Here is a 16,360-nt window from a genome sequence, read left to right as displayed (position 1 = left end):
CGGCCAGCCGTACCGGGCCAGCGCAGAAAGTGGAGGATGCAGCCTTTGGTACGTGCGGGCCGACTACTGGATACATAGTTACCACGCGGCTTCCTCTTTCTTGTATGTCTATGCTGAATTCGATGCGCTGGCTGGCCGTGGCCGCCGGCCTGCTGCTGGCTGCTCCCGGCCGTGGCTTGGCCCAGTCGGCAGCCGTGCCGCCCCTCAACCCCGCCCAGTGGGTCCCGGAGCTGCGCGCCTTTGCCCGCCAGGACAGCCTCACGCCGCCGCCTGCCCGCCCTATCCTGTTCTACGGCAGCTCCTCCATCCGCAAGTGGGAAACGCTGCGCCAGGATTTCCCCGGCCGCCCGGTGCTCAACCGCGGCTTCGGCGGCTCCCGCTTCCCCGATGCGCTGTACTTCTTCGAGAAGCTGGTGGTGCCCTACCAACCCCGGCAGGTGGTGCTCTACGAAGGCGATAACGACATCAGTGCTGGGGCCACGCCGCAGGAGGTGTTTCAGTCGTTTCTGGCGTTTGAGCAACTGATGCAGCAGCGGCTGCCCAGGGTGCCGCTGGTGTTTCTGGCCATCAAGCCCAGCCCCTCGCGCTGGGCGCTCTACCCCCAGATGCAGGAAGCCAACTGCCTCATCCGCGAGTACGTGGCCGCTCACCCGAAGCGCCTGCGCTACGTGGACACCGCCACGCCGCTACTGGGCCCCAACGGCCGGCCGCAGCCGCAGTTCTACGTATCCGACAGCCTGCACATGACGCCCGCCGGCTATGCGGTGTGGCAGCGGGTGGTAGGGAAGGGGCTGAAGAAGTAGGCGCGCTGGTGCTGTAATTGCCCCGTCTAGCGTATTTCTAACGCCACAGTAAAACAAAAAACAGCAGCATGCCAATGAATCGTACGGCTGTGGATGTTATGTACGACTTGATATACTGGCTGGGAAAATCATTGGCTACCAGTTTCTTGTAGGCTGATATGCTAACGCTGATGATGAATACCAGCATAGCAATGCAGTAAAGCACTGATAGTAGAAATGGATCAAGCAAGTTGAATTTTATACCGGCAAAGTAGCCTAGCAGAATAAGGATAAGCGCGCCAAAAGTATAGGGCCTAGAACCCGAGAATAGGTCTACTAAGTCAGCCTTCTGATTTTGGTTGAGATGTTGAGTAGCTTTTTCATTGATTGTCCTTGACAGAAAGACTGAGCCGATTAGTAAAATGAAGGCAAGCATGAAGTTATCCATGAGTATTGATTATTCTAGGAATAGCGTAAAAGTTGGGGTTTATTCCAGAAAGCAGTGTTTTACAAGATTAGAGAGCAACCGTTTCCGCACTCGCTCGGCTGTGCCGAGTGAGGCATGTATGCTTCAGCAGCTGTGCTGCGTGCACCTGCGCGGGTGGCGCGGCCGGATTCGGGGCATAGCCCCTCAGGCGTAGGGCTCACTCGGCGCAGCCGAGCGAGTGCGGGGAGCTTAATCATGAAATGTCTAGATAAATAGATAAAAGAAAGCTGCAAGTAACATTGATTTATTTTCCTATTACATCTCCTATTTTGGCATTTTCTTTCAATTCTACTAAATAGCTTGTTAAATTTCCATTGTTAACACTTGCAATTAGCCCCACGCCCTCAGCGTAATACATATGATACATTTTGAACTTCTCCTTATCTCTATTAAGGAGCTGGATGCATTCAACGACAACTAATTTTTTGTATCTTTTTGCCGGAGTCGTGAGCTTTTCGTCAATCCCGATTATCTTATACGACCAGCTATTGTCTGCCTCAAACCAAGTTTGACCTAATTTAACATTTTTAGGCAATAATATTGACTCGTTTTTAAGTTTACGATTGAAATGATAATAGTTGTTATTGTCTTCTCTAATATATGAAGTGTCGATTTTTCCCCAAGAATAATTTCTAATTTTTACATAATATTCATGTGTGCCAAATTTAAATTTACTGTCTAAATAAAAGTCCAAATATGTGCCATTGCCCATTTTAAATAATGCTGAGTTATTTGATTTTTCATGAATATTTACATATTTTTCAGTGCTTTTTACCTGCCCGTTGCAGATAAATGAAATGAAGCTGAAAGAACTAATGAGCATCAATCTGATCATTGCTGTTTAGTATGTTGTTGAGTGTCTGTTCTTTCGTAGTATAGTGTAAAACAGTATGCTTTTGGTGTGCAAAGTAACGACGAAAACCAAGCCGACAGCAGGTAGCTATTTACCACAATGTGTTTAGTCAAAAGTAGTACATGTCTGCTAGATCTAAAGTAAATCCAGCCGCCCCCGCCGTACCTTCGCCTGACCTAAACCGCACCCAGGGAAACCAAACCCCGGGCGGCGGCTGTTTACCCGTTCTATGGCTGACAACTCCGCTCTGCAAGTAGCCGCCCCCGCGGCCGACCCCATTGACCAGCTCGACCCGCGCGAGTTTATCCTCATCAAAAACGCCCGCGTCCACAACCTCAAAAACCTGAGCGTGGCGCTTCCGCGCAACAAGTTTATTGTCGTGACGGGCCTGTCGGGCTCGGGCAAGTCGAGTCTGGCCTTTGATACGCTGTACGCCGAGGGCCAGCGCATGTACGTGGAGAGCCTCAGCAGCTACGCCCGCCAGTTCCTGGGCCGTATGGACAAGCCCGACGTGGACTACATCCGGGGCATTTCGCCGGCCATTGCCATCGAGCAGAAGGTCAGCATCAAGAACAACCGCTCCACCGTGGGCACCAGCACCGAAATCTACGACTACCTGAAGCTGCTGTTTGCGCGGGTGGGCCGCACCTACTCGCCCGTGAGCGGCGAGCAGGTGAAAAAGGACAACGTGGCCGACGTGGTGGACTACCTCATGCGCCTGCCCGCCGATACCCGCGTGATGCTGCTGGCCCCCCTGCAGCCCGCCCAGGACGGCCGCCCCATGAGCAAGGAGCTGGATTTGCTGCTCCAGAAAGGCTACAGCCGGGTGGTAGTGAACGGAGAAACTGCCTTTATCGAAGAACTCATTGCCGAAGGCCAGCCTGAAGTAACGGGCGAAGTCTTCATCATGATTGACCGCGCCGTCATCATCCCCGGCGACGAAGACCTGACCTTCCGCCTCGCTGACTCGGTGCAAACCGCCTTCTTCGAGGGCCACGGCAGCTTACTGGTCAGCGAGCAGACCAGCACCGCCACGGAGCCCACCACCAAGCAATTCTCCGACCGGTTTGAGCTGGATGGGGTAGTGTTTGAGGAGCCTAGCGTCAACTTCTTCTCCTTCAACAACCCCTACGGTGCCTGCCAGACCTGTGAGGGTTTCGGCTCGGTGCTGGGCATTGATGAGGACCTGGTAATTCCGGACAAGAGCATGACGGTGTACGAGGGCGCCATTGCTCCCTGGCGCACCGACAAGCAAAGTGAGTGGCTGAAGCCGCTGCTGAAAAACGGCATCCGCTTCGACTTCCCGATTCACCGGCCCTACAACGAGTTGAGCGACGCCGAACGCACCCTGCTCTGGAAGGGTAATAAGTACTTTGAGGGCCTCGATACCTACTTTAAGTGGGTGAGCGAGCAGACCCACAAAATTCAATACCGCGTGCTGCAAAGCCGCTACCGGGGCCGCACCACCTGCCCCGACTGCCGGGGCACGCGCCTGCGCAAAGACGCCCAGTACGTCAAGATTCAGGAGCATAGCATCACCGATATCGTGCTGCTGCCGGTGAGCCGGGCGCTGGAGTTCTTCCAGTCCCTCGACCTGCCCGAGCACGAAGCCAAAGTAGCCGAGCGTCTCGTGACGGAAGTCACCAACCGGCTGGAGTACCTGAACCGCGTGGGTTTGGGCTACCTCACCCTCAACCGCCTCAGCAGCACACTTTCAGGAGGGGAAAGCCAGCGGATTTCGTTGGCTACCTCGCTGGGTTCGGCGCTGGTGGGCTCCATGTACATCTTGGATGAGCCCAGCATTGGCCTGCACCCCAAGGACGCCGAGCAGCTGATTGGCGTGCTGCGCTCCTTGCAGCAGCTCGGCAACACCGTAATTGTGGTGGAGCACGAGGACAAAATGATGGAGCAGGCCGACCAGATCATCGACATCGGGCCCGAGGCCGGCTCGGGCGGCGGCATCCTGCAGTTCCAGGGTACCTACGCCGAGGTGCTGACCTCCGACACCTACACCGGCCAGTATCTGAGCGGGCGCATGGCAGTGGAAGTGCCCAAAACCCGCCGCCCCTGGCGCAACGCGCTGGAACTGACCGGCGCCCGCGAAAACAACCTTAAAAACGTGTCGGTGAAGTTTCCGCTGAACGTCATGACAGTCGTGACGGGCGTATCGGGCTCCGGCAAAAGCACGCTTGTGAAGCGGATTCTGGCCCCGGCCCTGCTCAAGCAGCTGGGTGGCGGCGCGGGCGAAGCCACCGGCAAGTTCGACCGCCTCACCGGCGTAAATGGCCAGGTAACGCACGTGGAGTTCGTGGACCAGAACCCCATCGGCAAGAGCAGCCGCTCGAACCCCGTCACCTACGTGAAGGCCTACGACGCCATCCGGACGCTGTTCTCTGATCAGCCGCTGGCCAAAGCGCGGGGCTTCAAACCCTCGCACTTCTCCTTCAACATCGACGGGGGCCGCTGCGAGGTGTGCCAGGGCGAGGGTCAGGTGAAGATTGAAATGCAGTTCATGGCCGACATCTACCTGACCTGCGAAGCCTGCGAGGGCCGCAAGTTCAAGCAGGACGTGCTGGACGTGAAGTACCAGGACAAGGCCATCAACGATGTTTTGGAAATGACCATCGAGGATAGCCTTACCTTCTTTAAAGAGCAGACCAAAATCGTGGAGCGCCTCAAGCCGCTCCACGACGTGGGCCTGGGCTACATTCGTCTGGGGCAGTCGGCCAACACGCTCAGCGGCGGCGAGGCCCAGCGCGTGAAGCTGGCCTCGTTCCTGACCAAGGGCAACACGCTGCAGAACGATAAAATCCTGTTCATCTTCGATGAGCCCAGCACCGGCCTGCACTTCCACGACATCAACAAGCTGATGACGGCCCTCAACGCGCTGGTGGAGCAGGGCAACTCGGTGCTCATCATCGAGCACAACATGGACATCATCAAGTGTGCCGACTGGGTGATTGACCTCGGCCCCGAAGGCGGCACCAACGGCGGCCACCTGCTCTTCGAAGGCACACCCGAGGAAATGGTGAAGCACAAAGACACCAACCACACCGCCCGCTTCCTGGTAGACAAGCTGTAGAAAGTTGGTTGAACAGTGTAGAGACGCAATACTTTGCGTCTCGTCGCTGAACAATCTGTACTGAAGTCAGCAACGACGAGACGCAAAGTATTGCGTCTTTACATCGGTCAGTCCCCAATACCTTCCGCCCCCAATCAGCTTCGTGCCGGTTGGGGGCGGTGTTGTTTGTTGGCAAATGCATTTCGGGTGTTGGCTGCTTGATAAATGCGTCAAATAAAGTAACTTATATAGAGATAACCAGATGCGTAGCGGGCTATGATGATTATGGAAAATCCGATGCTGCGGGTGCAGCACGACGCGCCTACCGGCCTGCTGCGCGTGGCATGGCGGGCCGGCCAGCAGGTGCAGGGCTTCCGGCCGGCGCTGGAGTGGCTCATGGCGTTTAGCCGCCGCAAGCACGTCACCAACTGGCTGGTGGACATGCTGGGCGTGCCCCCGCTGGGCTACCCCGAACAAACCTGGATTGCGCAGGAGTGGTTTGCGGCCATGGCCACCACCCCCGTGCAGCACCTGGCCCTAGTGCTCCCGACGGACCTGCACAACTACCTGGTGGCTACCGCGCCCGTGCACGAGCAGGCCCTGAAACCCCCGTTTGCGCTGCACTTTTTCCTGGATGCTGAGTCGGCCTTCAACTGGCTGCTGGGCGAGACCCCGCACCGGCAGCAGCTGTGGCAGGAGTGGCAGCAGCAGCCCGCCCGCTTCGCCGCCAGCGTTCTGCGCGTGCTCTGAAGTGCCGGGCGCCGGGGGAGCGTCAACATTGCGGTAGCCCGGCCGTAGACGGAAGCCTGCTTTCTTTGCTGCTATGTCTGCTCACTCGCAATCCTCCGCCACCAGCCGCCTCTGGCGCTGGCTGGCCGCTGCCACTATCTTCGGCAACATCTTCCTGAACTACTACTCCAACGCCTTTCCCTTCAACGGGCAGAATATGGGCGAGGTGTCGGCCAAATACCCGACGCTGCTCACGCCGGCCGGCTACGCGTTCAGCATCTGGGGCCTGATTTTCCTGGCCCTGACGGTCTACGCCATCTGGCAGCTGCTGCCGGCCCAGCGCCAACTTTCCCTGCCCGATGCCGTGGCCCGGCCGCTCACGCTGGCCAGCGTGGCCACGGCCGGCTGGGTGGTGCTGTTTGCCTTCGAGCATATTCTGCCCAGCGTAGCCACCATGCTCGTGATTCTGGGCGCGCTGATTGTGGTGTATGGCCGGGCCCGGCGGCGGGTGCTGGACCACAGCGCCCCGCGCTGGGCCAGCGTGCCGTTTGCGCTGTACCTGGGCTGGATTTCGGTGGCCGCCACCATCAACATCACCATCGGGCTGCGGCAGCTGGGCTGGCAGGCCGCCGAAAACTTCACGGTGCTCCTGACGCTGCTGCTGCTGGCTGTGGTGGTGGGCCTGGGCCTGCTGCTGGCCCGCGAGTTCCGCGACGAGGCCCCGGCGCTGGTAGGGGCGTGGGCGCTGCTGGCCATCTGGGTGGCGCGTCGCCCCGAGTACCCTGAGCTGGCCTGGGCGGCGCTGGTAGGCGCTGTGGTGGTGGCAGCGGGTAGCTTCGTGCTGGCCTCGCGCCGCCGGCGCCGGGCGCTGGGCGTATGAATTGTCCGTAATTTGGCCCCTCAACAACTTTTCTCTCTACTCTTCTTCTTATGCGCAAGAACCTCGTTGCCGGCAACTGGAAAATGAACATGACCCTCCAGGATGGCCTGGCGCTGGTGTCTGAAATCACCAACATGGTGCAGGATGAAGTGACCGGCTCCGCGGTGGAGGTGGTTATCTGCCCGCCGTTTCCGTTCCTGGCTTCCATCGGCAAGCAGCTGCCTGCTGGCAGCCGGTTCCACCTCGGCGCGCAGAACTGCCACCAGAAAGAAAGCGGCGCGTTTACTGGCGAGGTATCGGCCAAGATGCTGCAGTCGGTGGGGGCTGAGTACGTGATTCTGGGCCACTCGGAGCGCCGCCAGTATTTCCGCGAAGACGACCAGCTGCTGAGTGAGAAGCTGAAGGCTGCCCTAGCCGCCGGCCTCAAGCCCATCTTCTGCGTGGGCGAAACCCTGGAAACCCGCGAAGCCGACGAGACTTTCAACTACATCAGCAAGCAGCTGAAAGACGGCCTGTTTCACCTCTCGAATGAGGAGTTCGACCAAGTAGTTATTGCCTATGAGCCTATCTGGGCCATCGGGACCGGCAAAACGGCCACCAGCGCCCAGGCGCAGGAGGTGCACGCCTTCATCCGCGAGCAGATTGCCCGCGCCTACGACGCCGAGGCGGCCCTGAACACCAGCATCCTGTACGGCGGCTCGGCCAACGCCCAGAACGCCCGCGAGCTGTTCAGCCAGCCCGACGTAGACGGCGGCCTCATCGGCGGTGCCGCCCTCAAGTCGCGCGACTTCACCGAAATCATCAAGTCGTTCTAGGTTACCACACGTAGCGTATGTCATCCTGAGGCGGTAGCCGAAGGACCTTGCCACGCTGGAACGAAAATTGCCGTTTCCGCGTGATAAGGTCCTTCGGCTACCGCCTCAGGATGACAGCTTTTTTAGGTTGCCCTAGCTTCTTTGTATGCTTTCTACCCTGCTACTCTCCGGCCTGCTGGCTCTGAACCCGTTTGCGGCCCCGCAACCCCGGATACCTTTTGTGGCGCCGGCACCGGCAGCTTCGCTGGAGCCGTGCCGCCTCTACGGCTCGGTGTACCTAGAGCGCGACCCCAACCGCCGCGGCTTCTGCTTCGGGGCGGTGTATGAGGAGCCTGAAGAGGCGTTTGCCGACGTGCTGGTGTTCCCGGAAAGCAACAAGCTCTTCGCCGACAAGCCCGGCCTGTGGTACCTCACCGAAACCCGCGACTTCGCCGACTACGTGCTGTTCGTGTCCCCGAACCGCGCCCTGGCCGACTTCAGCATCAGTTACACCAAGGTGCGCTCCTTTGCAGGGTGCCGTAAGCAGTAACCGTTCCGGCCAAGTAAAAAAGAAGCCCTTCCTCAGTTGAGGAAGGGCTTCTTTTTTTGGGTATGGTCTACAGCTTCACCAGTTCTACGCGTCGGTTGCGGGCCTTGCCGGTTTCGGTGGCATTGTCAGCCAAGGGCTGGCTCTGGCCGAGCCCGGTGGCCTGTAGCCGGCTGGCCGCAATGCCGGCTTTCGCCAGCTCCGCCACTACGGTGCCGGCCCGGGCTTCGGAAAGCTGCTGGTTGTAGGCTGGGGTGCCTGCGTTATCCGTGTAGCCCTGTACGGCTAGGCGCAGCGCCGGATTCTGGCGGAGCAGCGCCAGAACTTCCGCCACGCCAGCCGCCGACTCGGGCCGGAGGGTGGCCTTATCCGTGTCGAAGTTGAGGTAGAGCGCTATGTGGCCTTCCGCATCTAGTTTTTTTTTATGTCGGCGGCCGGAATGACGGTGGCTTGCTGGGGCATGGCTGCCCGCTCAGCTACCGTGATGTTGTAGCTGCCGTCGCTGCCCAGGGGAGTCACCTGCACCCAAACTTCCTTGTCTTTTTGCCGGATCAGGTAGGTATCGGTTACGTGGTCGGTGCTTAGGCTCCACTTGCCGTGCTTGTACGCTTCTTCGCTACCCACTTTATCAATGATTTCCCGCGGGACTTTGGCCGAGGATACTTTGGTGGCACTCAGGTCTTGCAGCAGGGCCGCGTAGTTGCGGGAAATCATCAGCTCCGAGGCCTTCTGGTCGCTGTCATTAGGGTCGAAGAGGCGCTGTGACACCTTCCCCTCTACGGGCACCAGGTTCTGGCCGTCGAAGATGTAGGCGAGCTCGAACTCGTAGGCTTCGCTGTTGCTGGTGTTTACTTTGTAGTCTTTCAGGCCGCTCAGGTACGGATACTGCCCCAGGTTGGCACTGCTCACCGGCACCGTACTGATGTCGAACGTTGCGGCCGGTGCGGTAGGCGCAGCAGTTTCGGGGGCTGCTTCGGGGGCCGCGGCGGTTTCGGTGGTGGTAGTGGCCGTGGTGGTTTCGGCGGCGGTGGTTTCTTCGGCGTTGTCTTTAGCGCCGCAGGAGGCCAGCAGGCTCAGCAAGGCGCAGGAGGCTACGAGTCGGATCGTCGTTTTCATGGAACGGTGGTTGATAGGAGTGAGGTTGGTGGTTCAAAGGAAGTAATATTTATATAAAATGGTAGATGCATAAAACCGGCTGCTGTTTAAGGGCCTGCGTTGGCCCAGCCCGATTTTCCTGCGACCTTTGCGGCCCCGGCCCGGCCGGCTAACCTGAATTTTTCCTCCCTGACTATGGATTTTGTTGAAGTGCGCGTGCTGGCCCCCCGGGAGCTGGCCGACATCCTGGTGGCCGAGCTGGCCGAAGTAGGCTACAGTACCTTCGAAGACAACGACGAGGGCTTCTGCGCCTACATCGACGAAGACCAGTTTGCGGCCGATGCCGTAACCGAAATCATGAGCCGCTACGAGGGCCAGGGTGAGCTGGGCTACGAGCACCGCGTGATTACGCGCCAGAACTGGAACGCCGAGTGGGAGAAGAACTTCGAGCCGTTGGTAATCGCCGAGAAGGTGTCAGTGCGGGCGCCGTTCCACGAGGCCCGGCCCGACCTGCAGTACGAAATCGTGATTATGCCGCGCATGTCGTTCGGCACCGGCCACCACGATACCACGGCCCTGATGATTGCCAATCAGCTGGATGTAGACCACCAGGGCAAGCGCGTGCTGGACATGGGCTGCGGCACCGGCATCCTGGCCATTATGGCCGTGCACTTAGGTGCGAGCTACGTGCTGGCCGTGGACGTGGAGCCCTGGACCGCCGAAAACGCCGCCGACAACGCCCTCGAAAACAACGTGCAGGACAAGGTGGAGGCCCGCCTCGGCGACATCACCGCCCTGGAAGGGGAGGCTCCGTTCGACATCATCTTGGCCAACATCAACCGCAACGTGCTCCTCGATGACATGGGCGCCTACGGCCAGTACCTGAAGTCCGGCTGCCCCATTCTGTTCTCGGGATTCTACGAGGAAGACCTGGCCCTGATCCGGGCGGCGGCCGAACAGAACGGCCTGCGCTACGGCAGCCACCGCACCCAGAACCATTGGGTATCGGCCATTTTCTATCAGGCGTAATAGGTTTCGCCAACAGCAAAAAAGAAGGCCCGCACTACCTGGTAGTGCGGGCCTTCCTGCGTTAGGAGTCAGACGAATTCTACAGGCAGAGCGCCAGCCATTCCTCGTCGGAGAGGCCGTAGTCCACAGGGTTTTCGTGGACCAGGGCCTTACAGTTGAGTGCGGGCAGCACGTCCTGCGGCGACACCAGGAAATGACGGGCCAGCCGGTCGAGGGCGGCTTTGCCCCGGCGCACGATGATGGTGCCGCACTCCGGCCGCACCTGTACTTCAGGGTCTACGAGCAGCAGCATTTCCTTCCACTCCGATACAGTGGCGGAAGACTTGCCCAGGCGTTGCGTGATGTCGTCGCGCAGCGTCTGGACGGCGCGTAGCAGCGCGTTCGGGGCGAGGGCTGAAAGCCGGGAAGCAGCGTTTAGCATAAGACAAGGCAAATGAGAAAGTTCTGCTTATAAGATACGCAGATGCATTCCGAAAGATACCGTTTTAGCTGAGCTGGCCGGTAAACTTTGCAAGAAATTTGTGTGTCTGTTGTATTATTTATTACCGTCTTCTGCTCCCCAAACCCATCCGGCGGCGACGCTGATTGTAGGACGGTAGGCGAGGTAAATAGTCTGAAACCAGCAAAATAGCGGAGCGGGTACTATCAGGCCGCTGAGTATGCCGACTATTAACGAAATTGTAGGCGACTTATCAGGTTCCGACGAATTTTCCTATGAAGCAATTCGCTTTCGGGTGGCTTAGCGCCCTGCTGCTGGCACTGAGTATGCCCGCCCTGGCCCAGCAACCCAAGCCGCAAACGCCTGCCCGCCAGCAGCCTGCCGCCGCCCCGGCGGCGGTGCCGCGCTTTAATGGCAAGCTCTCCGCCGACCCCACGCAGTTTATGCAGGATGTGCAGCTGATGATGGCGGCCACCAACAACGCGGCGGCCAAAAATACCGCCGCCAAGCTGCAGCAGCTTTGGGCCAGCAACAAGCTCACGGCCAGTCAGCAAGCGTCCATTGTGGCGCTGGCACAACAGATGCAGACGCTGGGCTACAAGCCCCGCCCGCACCTGGAGGCGTTGTTCGGGGCCATTGTGGCGGGCGCTACCGTGCAGAACTTCACCGACCGCCAGACCGACGAGTTGCTGGAGGTGCTCACCAAAACCGTGCGCCGCGACCCGGGCCCGGAGGCGTCTAAGTTCATTGTCAGCACGGCGCAGTTTCTGGATACCAAGGTGCTGTATAGCTCGCGCTACAGTTCGTTGCGGGTAGTAGGCGGCAGCTTCTCCTTCGCCTACAACGACCAGGACATGCCCAGCATGGCGCCTGCACCGGCTCCGGCGCCCGCGCCCGTGTCGGCGCCGGTAGTCACGCAGCCGATGAATACCAAAGCCGGCGCCAAGCCGGCCGCCAAGAAGCCCGCCAAAAAGCGCAGCTCCGACGGCTGGGACACCGCCGACCTGTGGAGCAGCAGTGGCAGCAGCGGCTGGGGCGACAGCAACGACGGCTGGGGCACGCCTAAGAAAACCACGGCCAAAGCGGCGCCTGCCAAAGCGGGTGCTGCACCAACTGCCACACCGGCCCCGGAGCCTGCCTACGAGCCGGCCCCGTACTACGACAGCTACATGGCTCCGCCCACGCGTGGCCCGGTGCTGCTACTCAAGGATGCCGACCTATTCCTTTCTACCAGCGCCGACTCGATTACCATCACCAAAACCAGCGGGGCCGTGCTGCCCCTGACCGGCAAGTTTGTGGGCTACGGCGGCCAGTATGCCTGGCAGGTGAACGGCAACCCCGTCACGGCCGACCTCGCCAGCTACGACTTCGACCTCAACAAGCCTGAATTCACGGCCGAGCCCGTGACGCTGACCTATCCGGCGGTGCTGGAAACGCCGGTGAAAGGGGCGCTGTCGTATAAGAGCGTGAAAAAGAAGCCGGGCGCGGCCGACTCCGGCTACCCGCGCTTTATCTCGCTCACCAACGACGCCCGCGTCAAGAACATCGGCGAAAACATCCGCTACTACGGGGGCTTCTCGCTGGCGGGCAGCCGCACGCTGTCGGCGTCGCTGGACGGTTCGTTGTCGCGCATTTTCGTGGACGTGGACGGCAAGCCCAAGTTCCGGGCCGACAGCCGCGCCTACGTGCTCGGCGATTCGGTTATCACGGCGGAGCGGGCTTCGGTGTCGATTTTCGAGGATAAGATTGACTCGCTCACGCACCCCGGCGTGAAGCTGAAGTACAACAAGAAAGCGCAGGTGCTGCAGTTGGCCCGCGAGGCTGGCCTCTACAAAACCACGCCCTACTACGACTCCTACCACCAGATGGAAATCACGGCGGAGATGCTGACCTGGCCCATCCGGACGCCCGATATCCAGTTCTCCATCCTGACGGCCAAAAACCAGGTGACGGCCAACTTCGAGAGCAAGGAGTTCTACACCAACACCCGCTACCAGCAGATCAAGGCCATTAATAAGCTGCACCCGCTGCAGATGGTGGTGGGCTACAGCGCCGAAAACGGTAACCGCAAGCGCTTCACGGTGCAGGAAGTAGCCGATTTCCGCAAGCTCAAGCCCGAAAACGTGCGCTCCGCCGCTGCCGGCCTCGCCCGCGACGGCTACGTAGACTGGAACCCCCTGACCCAGCAGATTACGCTGCGGCCTAAGGCCACGCACTACGTGAATTCCAGCCGTGGCAAAAAGGACTACGACCACATTGCCATTAAGAGCCTGTCGCCGTCGGGCAAGAACGCCACGCTCAACCTGAACTCCAACGACCTAATTGTGCGGGGTGTGGACCGATTTAACTTCTCCGACGACTCCGTGACGGTGTTCGTGAAGCCCGACTCCAGCATCATACGGATCCAGAAGAACCGCGGTATTCTGTTCAATGGCACGGTGGTGGCATCGGCGTTTGTGTTCAAAGGCAAGGAGTTCAAGTTCGACTACGACGGCTTCTTCATCGACCTAGCCCAGATTGACTCCATCATCGTGAAGGGCAAAAACTCGAAAGGCTCGGTGATGAAGGCCCGCAAAGACACCGACTTCACGCTTACCAACAAAAAGAAAACCTCCACCGGCAAGCTCTACATCAACCACCCCAACAACAAGTCGGGGCGCAAGAAGCTGGGCTCATACCCGTCGTTTGACGCCACGACCGGGGCCTACGTGTACTTCGACAAGCCCGAAGTGCTGGGCGGCGCCTACGACACGACCGTGTATTTCGACATCCCGCCCTTCAAGCTCGACTCGCTCAACAACAAGAACCGCTCGGCGGTGGGCTTCAAGGGCACGTTCGTGAGTGGCGGCATCGTGCCTGACATCAAAACCAAGCTTAGCCTGCAGGAAGACGGTTCGCTGGGCTTCACCTACGCCCTGCCCAAGGAAGGCGTGCCGGTGTATGGCGGCAAGGGCCGCCTGTTCAACCAGGTGAAGATGAGCAACCGCGGCATCCAGGGTATCGGCGACATCAAGTACCTGACCAGCACGCTCAGCTCCGAGCAGTTTATTTTCTACAAAGACTCCGTGGTGACCGTAGGCAAGGCCGGCACCATTCTGCCGGGCCCGCTCAACGGTACTGAGTTTAGCAAGGTGAACCTGCCGCCGGGCTACCAGATGAAGTGGGCCGTGAAGCAGGACTCTATGTACCTGAGCACCCAGGCCGGCACTGCGGGCAAGCCCATGCTGCTCTACGGCGACCAGTACGGCTTTAAGGGCGTGGCCACGCTCACGCCGGGCGGCCTCTACGGCGACGGCCGCATTGAGGGCCCGCAGTCGTTTATCCGCTCCACCCAGATTGCCTTCAAGCCCACCAGCTACTCCGGCAAGCAGTCCACGCTGAGCATCAAGTCGGCCGAGCCCAACAAGCCCGCCCTGACGGCCAATAACGTGGTATTTGCCTACGATGTGAAGAACGGCAACACCGTTTTCGCCCGCGAAAGCGACGACGCCAAGTCCAGCATCGACCTGCCGTATTCCGACTACAAAACCACGCTGTCGGGCGGCGTCTGGGACTTCAAGAAGAAGCTGGTGCAGCTGAAGGTGGCGCCCGGTGCCGACTCCACGCGCTCCTACTTCTACTCGACCCGCAAAGACCAGAACGGCCTGAAATTCCGGGCCGCTACCGGCCAGTACGACCTGGCCCGCTACCGCCTCGTGGCCGGCGGCGTGCCCTACATTGCCTCCGCCGACGCCTGGATTTCGCCGGACTCCAGCAAGGTGTATGTGCTGGCCAACGCCCAGATGCGCACCTTCCAAAACGCGGGTATCGTGATGGACACGCTGGCCAAGTTCCACAAGCTGTACCAGGGCGAAATCAAGGTGCTGTCGCGCAATGCCTTCACCGGTAACGCCCTGTATAGCTACAAAAACGCCTCTGCCGACTCCTTCGCCATCAAGTTCGCCAACTTCCAGATCGACTCGGCGGCGGTGGGCATGGGCTCGGCGAAAGGCGCCAAGCCGGTGGCAGCCAAGAAAGGCGGCTTGCTCAAGCGCAACGACGACAGCGGTAACGCCCCGCTTTCGCCACCCACCACGGCCGTGGCCACCATCGACGCCAAAGACAAGTTCCACCTGGCGCCGCGCATTGCCTACCGCGGCGGCGTCAATATGAACTCCAAGCGCAAAGGCTTCATCTTCGACGGGCAGGCACGGCTGGAGTTCAGCAAGGTGCCTGCCGCCGCCGAGTGGTTTGCGGTGCAGGATTCCATCGACCCCAAGGCCATCCGGCTGCGCATTCCGGAGCCCGGCGTGAAGGCCGCCGACGACAACCTGTTCACGGGCCTGTTCCTGTCCGACGGTACGGGCAAGGTGTACCCGCTCTTCGCCGGCCCCAAACCAGACATCATCGACCGGAACTTCTTCCAGGCAGGTGGCACGTTGGCCTTCGACCAGAAGAAGGGCGTGTACACCATCGCCAAGCACGACTTGGCCGACCCCAATCAGTACGAGGGCTCGGTGATGAGCTTTATTGACTCTTCGTCGGCGCTGAGCTTCCGGGGCAAGTTCAACTTCATCAACTCCAGCAAAGACTACGGCCTCACGGCCTCCGGCGTGGGCACCGCCCGCCCCGACAGCAACCGCTACTCCATCAACAGCTTCCTGACCTTCGACATCAACCTGCCGGAGAAAGCCGTGGAAGCCATGGGCGTGGACATGGCCACCAACACCAAAGGTGCGCCCGAGGCCCTCGACGGCTCGCAGGACGAACTGTACAAGCTGGCCGAGTTTATCGGCAACAAGGGCGTGCAGACCTACGCTGAGCGCCGCGGCAAGTACGAGCCGCTGCAGAAGCTTTCGGCCAAGATGCTGCACACGGTGGTGCTGAACAAGGTGAATCTGCGCTGGAACGAGAAGTTCAAGGCCTGGCACTCAGTCGGCAAGATCGGGCTGGTGAGCATCGGCAAGAAGGATTTGAACGCGCTGATTGACGGCTACATTGAAATCCGGAAGGGCGAAAACAACACCGACGAGGTGAACCTGTACCTGGAGGCCGAGCCCCAGACCTGGTACTTCCTCAAGTACTCGGGCACAGCGCTGCTGGCCAAGGCCCAGCACGGCTCCTTCGACGAGATTGTGGGCCGCGCCGCCAAGGGCGACTACAACACGGCCACCCAGTACGGCTTCTTCCTCGGCGACGACCAGGAAGTGCAGCAGTACCTGACGCACTTCCGCAAAGACTACCTGCGCGAAGACCCCAAGAAGATCAAGGCGCCGGTATCGTCGGGCGCGCAGAGCACCGGCAACTTCGACTTCGACCAGGATACCAGCAAGAAGAAAAAGAAGAAAGGCAACGAGCCGGCCTTCGACGCCGACGGCATGCCGATTGAGGAAGCCCCGGTAGACAAGAAGAAGAAAAACAAGAAGGAGGAAGCCGCCTTCGGGGCCGACGAAACGCCGGTGGAAGACACCGGCAAGAAGCCGGTAGAAGACACCGGCAAGAAGCCCAAGAAAGCCGCCGAGCCCGTAGCCGCCGACCCCGCCGACGAAGAGCCTGCCGTAGACCCCAAGCAGGCCAAGAAGGAAGCCGAGCGACTGAAGAAGGAAGAAGAGAAGAAAGCCAAGGAGGACGCCAAAAAGAAGAAAAACAACGAAGACGACCCCTTCGGCGACTCCTAAGCAACCA

13 protein-coding genes are annotated in these 16,360 nt (G+C 59.7%); 8 read left to right on the top strand and 5 right to left on the bottom strand.

Going from position 1 to position 16,360, the window contains the following annotated elements; translation table 11 throughout:
* Window positions 1–104: 104 nt before the first annotated feature.
* Entirely contained in the window at window positions 105–803 is a 699-nt protein-coding gene (locus O3303_RS12745) for an SGNH/GDSL hydrolase family protein (protein WP_269558774.1), read from the top strand.
* A 37-nt stretch (window positions 804–840) separates the two neighbouring features.
* Here O3303_RS12745 and O3303_RS12740 read toward each other — a convergent pair whose 3' ends face one another.
* Entirely contained in the window at window positions 841–1,230 is a 390-nt protein-coding gene (locus O3303_RS12740; RefSeq protein WP_269558773.1) for a hypothetical protein, read from the bottom strand.
* Window positions 1,231–1,513: 283 nt separating this feature from the next.
* Window positions 1,514–2,092 (bottom strand): hypothetical protein, encoded by a 579-nt coding sequence (locus O3303_RS12735; RefSeq protein WP_269558772.1) that lies wholly within the window; start codon window positions 2,090–2,092, stop codon window positions 1,514–1,516.
* A gap of 259 nt (window positions 2,093–2,351) precedes the next feature.
* Between O3303_RS12735 and uvrA the strand changes: the two genes are divergently transcribed.
* From uvrA to O3303_RS12710, 5 genes are all read left to right on the top strand, one after another.
* A complete protein-coding gene (gene uvrA, locus O3303_RS12730) occupies window positions 2,352–5,204 on the top strand; it encodes an excinuclease ABC subunit UvrA (RefSeq protein WP_269558771.1) in 2,853 nt (950 codons plus the stop codon).
* Window positions 5,205–5,459: 255 nt separating this feature from the next.
* The gene (locus tag O3303_RS12725; RefSeq protein WP_269558770.1) at window positions 5,460–5,933 is read left to right on the top strand and encodes a hypothetical protein; all 474 of its coding nucleotides are present in this window, start codon (window positions 5,460–5,462) and stop codon (window positions 5,931–5,933) included.
* A 73-nt stretch (window positions 5,934–6,006) separates the two neighbouring features.
* Window positions 6,007–6,792, top strand: coding sequence for a TspO-related membrane protein (locus O3303_RS12720; RefSeq protein ID WP_269558769.1), 786 nt, complete (start codon window positions 6,007–6,009; stop codon window positions 6,790–6,792).
* 50 nt (window positions 6,793–6,842) lie between these two features.
* Window positions 6,843–7,607, top strand: coding sequence for a triose-phosphate isomerase (gene tpiA, locus O3303_RS12715; protein ID WP_269558768.1), 765 nt, complete (start codon window positions 6,843–6,845; stop codon window positions 7,605–7,607).
* Window positions 7,608–7,752: 145 nt separating this feature from the next.
* Window positions 7,753–8,136, top strand: a complete 384-nt coding sequence (locus O3303_RS12710) for a 7(1) septoil knot domain-containing protein (protein WP_269558767.1) — start codon at window positions 7,753–7,755, stop codon at window positions 8,134–8,136.
* A 67-nt stretch (window positions 8,137–8,203) separates the two neighbouring features.
* Here the strand turns inward: O3303_RS12710 and O3303_RS12705 are convergent, their stop codons facing one another.
* Together O3303_RS12705 and O3303_RS12700 are read right to left on the bottom strand one after the other, a co-directional pair.
* Window positions 8,204–8,467, bottom strand: a complete 264-nt coding sequence (locus O3303_RS12705) for an OmpA family protein (RefSeq protein ID WP_269558766.1) — start codon at window positions 8,465–8,467, stop codon at window positions 8,204–8,206.
* A 77-nt stretch (window positions 8,468–8,544) separates the two neighbouring features.
* A complete protein-coding gene (locus O3303_RS12700) occupies window positions 8,545–9,249 on the bottom strand; it encodes a hypothetical protein (protein WP_269558765.1) in 705 nt (234 codons plus the stop codon).
* 174 nt (window positions 9,250–9,423) lie between these two features.
* On the opposite strand from O3303_RS12700, the gene prmA reads away from it, so the two are divergent.
* Complete coding sequence (gene prmA, locus O3303_RS12695; RefSeq protein ID WP_269558764.1) at window positions 9,424–10,257, top strand: 50S ribosomal protein L11 methyltransferase; 834 nt, start codon at window positions 9,424–9,426, stop codon at window positions 10,255–10,257.
* Window positions 10,258–10,336: 79 nt separating this feature from the next.
* Here the strand turns inward: prmA and O3303_RS12690 are convergent, their stop codons facing one another.
* Window positions 10,337–10,678, bottom strand: coding sequence for a hypothetical protein (locus tag O3303_RS12690; RefSeq protein ID WP_044015850.1), 342 nt, complete (start codon window positions 10,676–10,678; stop codon window positions 10,337–10,339).
* A 293-nt stretch (window positions 10,679–10,971) separates the two neighbouring features.
* Here O3303_RS12690 and O3303_RS12685 point away from each other — a divergent pair, with 293 nt between their 5' ends.
* Complete coding sequence (locus O3303_RS12685) at window positions 10,972–16,353, top strand: hypothetical protein (protein ID WP_269558763.1); 5,382 nt, start codon at window positions 10,972–10,974, stop codon at window positions 16,351–16,353.
* Window positions 16,354–16,360: the final 7 nt, after the last annotated feature.

It is taken from the genome of Hymenobacter canadensis (assembly GCF_027359925.1).
GTDB lineage: Bacteria > Bacteroidota > Bacteroidia > Cytophagales > Hymenobacteraceae > Hymenobacter > Hymenobacter canadensis.
The sequence above is the reverse complement of the archived record's forward strand: the minus strand, read 5'-3'. Positions and strand labels throughout refer to the sequence as shown.